Genomic DNA, 7274 nt, shown 5'->3' on the forward strand with positions numbered 1-7274 from the left:
TTCGTGGCCTGGGTGCCGCAGCGGCGGGCCGTGCGGCATCGCACCCACGGCGAGATCATCGGCGTGCGGGCGGTCCGCGACCACGCCGCGCTGCGACCGATCCCCGCCCGGCCGTATGTGGTCGCCGACCGGCATCTGCGGCACGTCGGCAAGGACTGCCTGGTCGCCTACGCCGGCAACCTCTACTCCGTGCCGGCCCGCCGGGTCCGCCACCGCCAGCTCGTGGAGGTTCGGGCGACCGCCGCCACCATCACCATCCACGCCGCTGTCCCCGGCCTGGACGGCACCACGCTGCTGGCCACGCACCAGCGGGCCGTCGGCCGCGGCGCCTGCGTCATCGACGAAACCCACTGGGACGGTCTGCCCGACGGACACACCCGTGCCGTCACCACCGGCGACCCCGACAGCCCGCAGCCGACCGCACGCCGACCGGCCCGCCTCGACGGCGGCCAGGGGCCGCTGCAAGCCCTGCTCAACCGGGCCGCCGCCGCCCAGATCGCGGTCGAGGCCCGGCCGCTGTCGGTCTATGAGCAGATCGCCCAGGCCAGCCCGTTCACCAACCGCCCACACCTGAAGGACGTCTCGAAGTGAGTGAGCTGGTCACCAACCGCATCCACGCCAGCGCCACCAAACTCGGCCTGCCTCACCTGGCCAAGACGCTGCAGGAGCTCACCGGCCGGGCTGACACCGAGGCCATGGGCTACCTGGAGTTCCTCGACCTTGTCCTGCAAGAGGAACTCGCCGTCCGCGACGAACGCCGCTTCCGCGCCGGGCTACGCCTGTCGAAGCTGCCGCACCACAAAACCCTCGACGACTACGACTTCAGCTTCCAACCCGACCTGGACCCCCGCAAGGTCCGTGACCTCGCGACCCTCGCGTTCGTGCAGGCCAAAGCCAACGTCGCGTTCCTCGGCCCGCCCGGCGTCGGCAAGACCCACATCGCGGTGTCCCTCGCGGTCGCCGCCTGCCGAGCCGGATTCACCGTCTACTTCACCACCCTCGACGACATGGTCCGCCACCTCAAAGCCGCCGACGCGATCGGCCGGCTGGCCCGCAAGCTGCAGACCTACCTACGCCCCACCGTCCTGGTCATCGACGAAGTGGGCTACCAACCCCTCGAACGCCCCGAGGCCAACCTCGTCTTCCAGGTGATCTCCAAACGCTACGAGAAGAGCTCCACCCTGCTGACCTCGAACAAGGGCTTCGGCGAATGGGGCCAAGTCTTCGGCGACGAGGTCCTGGCCACCGCCATCCTCGACCGGCTCCTGCACCACTGCGACGTCGTCCCGATCAACGGCCCCAGCTACCGGCTCAAGAACCGCCTCACCGCCATCGAGAACGTCGCCTGATGCCCACCCCGGCCAACCCGGACGACCCCGCGGCCACCAACGACACCAACCAGGGCGATCTACTGCCACTGCTGCTTCAGATCTGCGAGGACTTCCTCGCCAACACCGGGCCGGCGACCCACCACGAGGTCGACATCCTCCTACGCACCCGCGGCATCACCGGCGGACCCGGATGGCTCATCGACATGCTCGGCCTCACCCGCCTACGCCTGCAGAACACCACCCACCACAACCAACCAGGCTCCCAGCACGACACCTGACCTCTGCAAGATCAGCCGTACTTACCTCTGCACTCCAGCGAGTACCCCGACAACACCACGAACGCGATCGAGTCGCTCAACGCCCGGTTCCGCCAGGCCACCCGCCATCGCGGACACTTCCCCAACTGTGAGGATCGGCGGGCTCCACTGCGGTCCGCGGCCTGACCCGTTCCCCAACTGGCCTTCGATGCCTCGTGTTCGATCTGTCGGCCGGCGGGCCGCAGCGGAGCTGTCTGGGTCCTCGAACCGGTACAGACGTGTCCCGATAGGGGCCTTCGCGACAGGCACCGTCACAGTTCTGACCGCCCGCCCCGGTCCGAGGCCAACCACCCGCCGCCCCCTTGGACCAGGGGGAACAGCACCAGGCCACAACCAGCCTGCCGCACCGGCACGAACTACGCCAGCAACCTCGCAGCGGCAGCGAGGTCATCATCGGCGTCGATACGCACAAGGACATCCATGTCGTCGCAGTCTTGAGCCCCACGGGCGCGTTGCTGGACACCGCGTCATTCTCGACCACGCTCGCCGGCTCCCAGGAGCTTCTCAAATGGGTCCGCGGCCACGGCGAACCCACGGTCGCTGGAGTGGAGGGGACTGGCTCGTGGGGAGCTGGACTCACACAGGTACTGCGCCGTGAAGGCATCGCCGTCATCGAAGTGAACCGGACGGACCGCTCCATGCGCCGTCAGCGAGGCAAGACTGACACGGTCGACGCCGAGGCGGCCGCTCGCGCTGTCCTTTCCGGCCAAGCCACCGTGACACCGAAGAGTCACGACGGCATGGTTGAGGTTATGCGGCTCTACAAGCTCGCCAAGGATTCGGCGGTCAAGGCCCGCACCCAAGCGATCAATCAGCTCAAGGGCGTGCTGGTCAACGGCGACCCGCTCCTGCGAGAACAACTGGCCGGCAAGACCACCCACGCCCAGGTCATGCACTGCCTGACGCTAACCTGCGACGGCCTCGATACCGTGCGGGCAGCAAGCCATCCCACGTTACGGACACTCGCTGAGCGCATCCGCCACTTGTCTTCCGAAATCCGCGAGCTCGAGAAGCTACTGACTGCCGCGGTCGCGGAGACAGCACCGCGCCCTCCTGGACCTCTTTGGCGTCGGCCACGACAGCGCCGCCGCCCTACTCATCGCTGCCGGCGACAATCCGGACCGGCGGACCGGAGAGGCATCCTTCGCCGCCCTCTGCGGCGTCAGCCCAGTTGAACGCTCATCAGGCAAACCCAGCGCCGCCGCCTCAACCGCGGCGGCAACCGACAGGCCAACGCCGCACTGTTCCGGATCGCCCTGACCAGACTCCGTGCCGACCCACGCACCCGCGCCTACGCCCAGAGACGAACCACCGAAGGCCGAACGAAACGCGAAATCCTCCGCTGCCGGAAGCGCTACATCGGCCGTAAAATCTTCAAGATCATAATCGGGATCGTCGGGCCAACGGCTGCTTGACAAACATAGGGGCGTCGAACAGGCCACGCTCAAGGTGCTCTACCTGGTCATTCGCAGCCCGCGGCCGAACCGGGCTAACGTCACCGGCAAGACCGGCGGCTGGAAGCAGGCCCGGAACTCCCTCGCCATGTTCTACGGCGAGCGCATCACCGGAAACTGAGAAGGCGATCACCGCCTCCCACACAAAGATCCGGACAGTCCCCGACCCGAAGGCTTGGGTGCTTGAAGTCAAGACTCGTGAACAGCATACGGAAAGGGTGGCTGCAGAGGATCCGGAGAGTTGGCCAGCACAGCCTGCGAACGCCGGACGCCCTCGGCGGCGACCGACCACTGCCAGCGCATGTCCCACGGCTCAACGTACGAAGGCGCGAAGCAGTCATGATCAAAATGGCCGAGCAGCCCAGCTTCCGCATCCACCGGCAGGCGTACAGGTCTGTAGCTGATCTCGTGGCGAACCGTCCATGCGGCTTGCCGTAAACGTCGATTCGGGCATGAACTCCCGCACCCCGCCGCAGGTTTCGCAGTCACCCATCGGGTCTCTCCGGCCGATTGCGGTCAACTGGTGCGTCAACGGATCGCGCAAACCCCGAGCGACATGGAACCGCTCCTCCCCCGCCGCGCGTTGCTGTGCCCCGGTTGAAGCTGAGGGCAACTGGTTCCGGGAGGTGCTGGAACTGATGGAAGCGGCTCTGACAAAGCCGGTGCGTCAGCACTGCCAGATGGCGTAGGTCCGGTGAGCGGAGCGGAGAGGAGCACGCGAGAAACCGATGGTGCAAAATCCCTCAACGCTTTACCAACGCGAACCTGCTGGATGGGTGGAAGCAGTGCGTATCCGCTGCCGTTTGGTTGGGGAACTTCCGGGAGTTGTGAAGCCCCAGCCTGGAATCCAGGGGCCCCGGCAAGTCGTCAGGTGATGCCGAGTAGGCCAGGGGCCGGGTGCTGTCGCGGGGCGTGATGTCGGTTCGTGGCGGCGATGTTGGCGATTCCGACGGTGCGGAGACAGGAGCCGACGGCGCGGCGGTCGAGGAACCGTCGCCGCAACGCGCTGCGAAGTGACACAACGATGACCCTACGCCGGTCAACCCTCGCATCGAGCCAACGCCCAGTGATGCTATCTACGGCATGCAAGGAGACTCACCGCCAGAATCGGGGCAGCCCTGTGGCGTTCCCGACGAGCGCGGCAGATTCCACCAGCCATGGCGTTGATGACGGGCGTTACTGGACAAGTTTTACCGCAGCGGACGAACGCTTCCACCGCTGTGGTGGAGGAAGTCCTCGTCGTCGACGAGCACGCTGCCCATGTCGGTGCGCATCTTTAGCACGCCGCCTTCAATGCTGCGGAGTGGCCGGGAGTGCCGACAGCTCATGAACTCATCCCCATGCCACCCCAACAACGATCAGGACTGGTTGGTTGAGCTTGGCACCACTGCCATCGGCCTCCGGGAGTAACTGTGACCGGCCCGGCCAATGTTGTGAATCGCCTTGCGACTATCGCTTCGGGGATTCTTCGCCTCCCATGCGGCCTTGTCGGCCGCGGTCGCTGGTGCCGCGCGGAGATCCTGGAATACTGCCAGCTTTCGTCCGAATCCAGTACCGCCCAGTCTTCGCCTCAGTCCCCTCGATCCGAGGCGCTGCGGCAGGCAGCATTCCCCGCGCGGTCCGCGGTGCCTCTGTGATGGCTGCGCGATGGTCGGGTCAGCGCGACTGACAGGCCGGGAATCGGTGTGGGCCCAGCCGGCTCGCCCATGGCTGACGCCGCCAGCGACTCGGCCACCGTGGGACCCAATGCGGCAGTCAACAGCAGCCGCCACGGAAGGCCAGGGGTCATCCTCCCCCATACTCTCTGCCGGTGGGTAGCACCGGAACTCTCCCGGCTGATCTCGGCGAGCAAGCACGACCCGGTGCGAGGTGGCCAACAGCGAGCGGAGGCGTTTCCCGCCCAATCGGCCGGTCTCGGGCGTCATCTCGATGCCTGCTCAGCACTGGCGACGAGGCCACCGAGCAGACGTTTTGGCCACCCCCGGGCGGTGGGGATCTCGCAGGCCTGATCGGCGGGATTGCCGCGACAGCTATCCGGCCACAGCCCGCTCTGCCCCAACGCAAGCCCTACTTCGATCCCTTGATCCCGGGACCCTGTCGGGGGCCGTTCGGATTGCGTTGGTAGTCTCGGCTGTGTCTCCGTCACCGCGGCGAGAGCCGAGTATATGTCAGCAACGTGCTTCTATGTGTGCAAATCCAGAACCCTTCCTTCATCTGATCCTCGAAGTGAGAGGTACCCGGTCGTTACCGCAACCCGTTGACGCGACAAGCATCGCATGGGTTATTGTGCTACCAGTTCACAAGCGCACTTTGATCGAAGGGACCGTGGCGTGGCAAAGCAGATCATTCATAGGCTGGTCGATGACCTAGACGGCGGAAACGCCGACGAGACTGTCAAGTTCGCCCTCGACGGCGTTCAGTACGAGATCGACCTGTCGGAGGCCAACGCCAAGGGTTTGCGAAACCTGTTCGCTCCGTACATCGCCCATGGCACAAAGGCGGGCCGTGGCGGTCTGGTCGTCGGCGGGCGGGCCGCCCGGGGCCGGGGCAGCGCCACCGCCGACAGAGAGCAGAACAAGGCGATCCGGGCGTGGGCCAAGAAGGCCGGCAAGGACATCTCCGACCGTGGCCGCATTCCTCAGGAGATCGTCGACGAGTACCACTCGAAGGCAGGCCGTTGACGGGTGCTGAGGGGCGGGTCGGCGGCCGCAGTGGCCGGGCTTGCGCCGGCCCCCGTGGTCGTTCAAGCCTCTCGAGCGTGAAGGCCCGTTGGAGTTCAGCATGACGCAAGATCAGGTTCAGGCCGCGGGCGTGGCGCCTTAGAGTTGCCGTCTCGCAGGGCCCCTCGGGTTATGAAGGGTGGGCGGAATTCTGGCTTCGGCGACGCGCTGGTGCGAGGTTCTCCGGGCCGGCGATTACCACCTATTACGACGATTCGTTCGGCTTGGCGGGCATCGCGGTTAATGCGCTGCGTGGCCCACAGGTGACCCTGGAGGGAATTCGACCGGTGGGGCAGACGCCGTCACGCCTAGAGGATGGGTGCACTGACTAACTCGTGGCCCACAGCAGGGAATTGCGTACTCGCAGTGCGCCGATCCGTCTCACCATACCTCTGGGTTGGTGCTCGGAAGCTCCGGCAGATGCACATGGCGGTAGGTCGTCTCGTGGGTCACACGCATGTGTCGCTGGTCGGAATCGACGACGATGCAGGTTCGCAGAGTCTGCTCGGGGCTGCACCGCCTGTCTAGGTGGTGCGGAACGAAGCCACGCAGCTCGGGAACCTGCAATCTTCCCCGGCTTCGGTCGCGGCGGCCGCGCGTCGGCCAACTCCTCGGCCGCGCACAGCCGGCACTTGCCGTCGGTGCGGGGTCTGTACAACGAACGGTGTGTCTCCTGATCAAGGAGTAGACACCGATGACTGACATGACGACCGCCGTGGATACTGCCGTGGTGGCGACGAAGGATCCGGCGCAGTCGCCGGTGAATGGGGTCGATGACGAGCTAGTGGGACGGTTGGTGGAGCAGGCTCGGGTGGCGGGTCTGCAGCTGACCGGCGGCGGGTTGTTGTAGCAGCTGACCAAGCGGGTTCTGGAATCTGCGCTCGGGGGTGAGATCAGCGATCACCTGGGCTATGACAAGGGCGACGCGAAGGCCAAAGAGGGATCCAATCACCGCAACGGCAGCCGTTCCAAGACGGTGCTGACGGATGTCGGTCCGGTCGAGATCGACGTGCCCCGCGACGGCAGCTTCGCCCCGCAGATCGTCAAGACGCGGCAGCGCCGGTTGTTCGGGGTGGACGACATGGTGATCTCCCTGTCGGTCAAGGGCCTGACGACCGGGGAGATCCAGCCCCACCTGGGCGAGGTGTGTGGCGCCGATGTGTCCCGGCAGACGATCTCGACCATCACCGACAAAGTCGTCGAGGGCATGACCGAGTGGCAGAACCGGCCCCCGGACCCGGTCTACCCGGTCTACCCGGTCTACCCGGTGATCTTCCTCGACGCCGTGCACGTGAAGATCCGCGACGGGAAGGTCGCCAACCGGCCCATCTACCTGGCCCTGGCCGTCACCGTGGAAGGCACCCGCGACATCCTCGGCCTGTGGGCCGGTGACGGCGGCGAGGGCGCCAAGTTCTGGCTGCAGGTCCTCACCGAGCTGAAGAACCGGGGCGT

The 7274-nt window shown here is 66.2% G+C and carries 8 protein-coding genes and 2 pseudogenes; 9 read left to right on the plus strand and 1 reads right to left on the minus strand.

The genetic code is table 11. The features are described 5' to 3' along the window. The 7 genes and pseudogenes from AB0873_RS31135 to AB0873_RS31165 all read left to right on the plus strand — a co-directional run. A pseudogene (locus AB0873_RS31135) lies at positions 1–591 on the plus strand (IS21 family transposase); the annotation flags it as partial. After that, positions 588–1349, plus strand: coding sequence for an IS21-like element helper ATPase IstB (gene istB / locus AB0873_RS31140; protein ID WP_366604261.1), 762 nt, complete (start codon positions 588–590; stop codon positions 1347–1349). The pseudogene AB0873_RS31135 and the gene istB, both read left to right, overlap by 4 nt. Next, positions 1349–1609 carry a hypothetical protein gene (locus tag AB0873_RS31145; protein WP_366604263.1) on the plus strand — a complete coding sequence of 87 codons (261 nt, stop codon included), beginning with the start codon at positions 1349–1351 and terminating at the stop codon, positions 1607–1609. The genes istB and AB0873_RS31145 overlap by 1 nt, the downstream gene beginning before the upstream one ends. Positions 1610–1675: 66 nt before the next feature. Next, positions 1676–1774 (plus strand): hypothetical protein, encoded by a 99-nt coding sequence (locus AB0873_RS31150; protein ID WP_366604272.1) that lies wholly within the window; start codon positions 1676–1678, stop codon positions 1772–1774. A gap of 176 nt (positions 1775–1950) precedes the next feature. Then, positions 1951–2823 (plus strand): transposase, encoded by an 873-nt coding sequence (locus tag AB0873_RS31155; protein ID WP_366604265.1) that lies wholly within the window; start codon positions 1951–1953, stop codon positions 2821–2823. After that, positions 2747–2908: a transposase gene (locus AB0873_RS31160; protein WP_366604275.1), complete on the plus strand. Its 162-nt coding sequence runs from the start codon at positions 2747–2749 to the stop codon at positions 2906–2908. Before AB0873_RS31155 ends, AB0873_RS31160 begins: the two co-directional genes overlap by 77 nt. Positions 2909–3097: 189 nt before the next feature. Further along, entirely contained in the window at positions 3098–3223 is a 126-nt protein-coding gene (locus AB0873_RS31165; protein ID WP_366604267.1) for a hypothetical protein, read from the plus strand. Between the two features lie 1069 nt (positions 3224–4292). On the opposite strand, the gene AB0873_RS31170 is transcribed toward AB0873_RS31165, so the two are convergent. Further along, positions 4293–4430, minus strand: a complete 138-nt coding sequence (locus tag AB0873_RS31170; RefSeq protein WP_366604268.1) for a hypothetical protein — start codon at positions 4428–4430, stop codon at positions 4293–4295. A 1002-nt stretch (positions 4431–5432) separates the two neighbouring features. Between AB0873_RS31170 and AB0873_RS31175 the strand changes: the two genes are divergently transcribed. Both AB0873_RS31175 and AB0873_RS31180 read left to right on the plus strand, forming a co-directional pair. Next, positions 5433–5783 carry an Lsr2 family protein gene (locus tag AB0873_RS31175; protein WP_366604270.1) on the plus strand — a complete coding sequence of 117 codons (351 nt, stop codon included), beginning with the start codon at positions 5433–5435 and terminating at the stop codon, positions 5781–5783. A 733-nt stretch (positions 5784–6516) separates the two neighbouring features. Then, a pseudogene (locus tag AB0873_RS31180) lies at positions 6517–7274 on the plus strand (transposase); the annotation flags it as partial.

The organism is Micromonospora sp. NPDC047707, from assembly GCF_040704235.1.
Lineage (GTDB): Bacteria > Actinomycetota > Actinomycetes > Mycobacteriales > Micromonosporaceae > Micromonospora.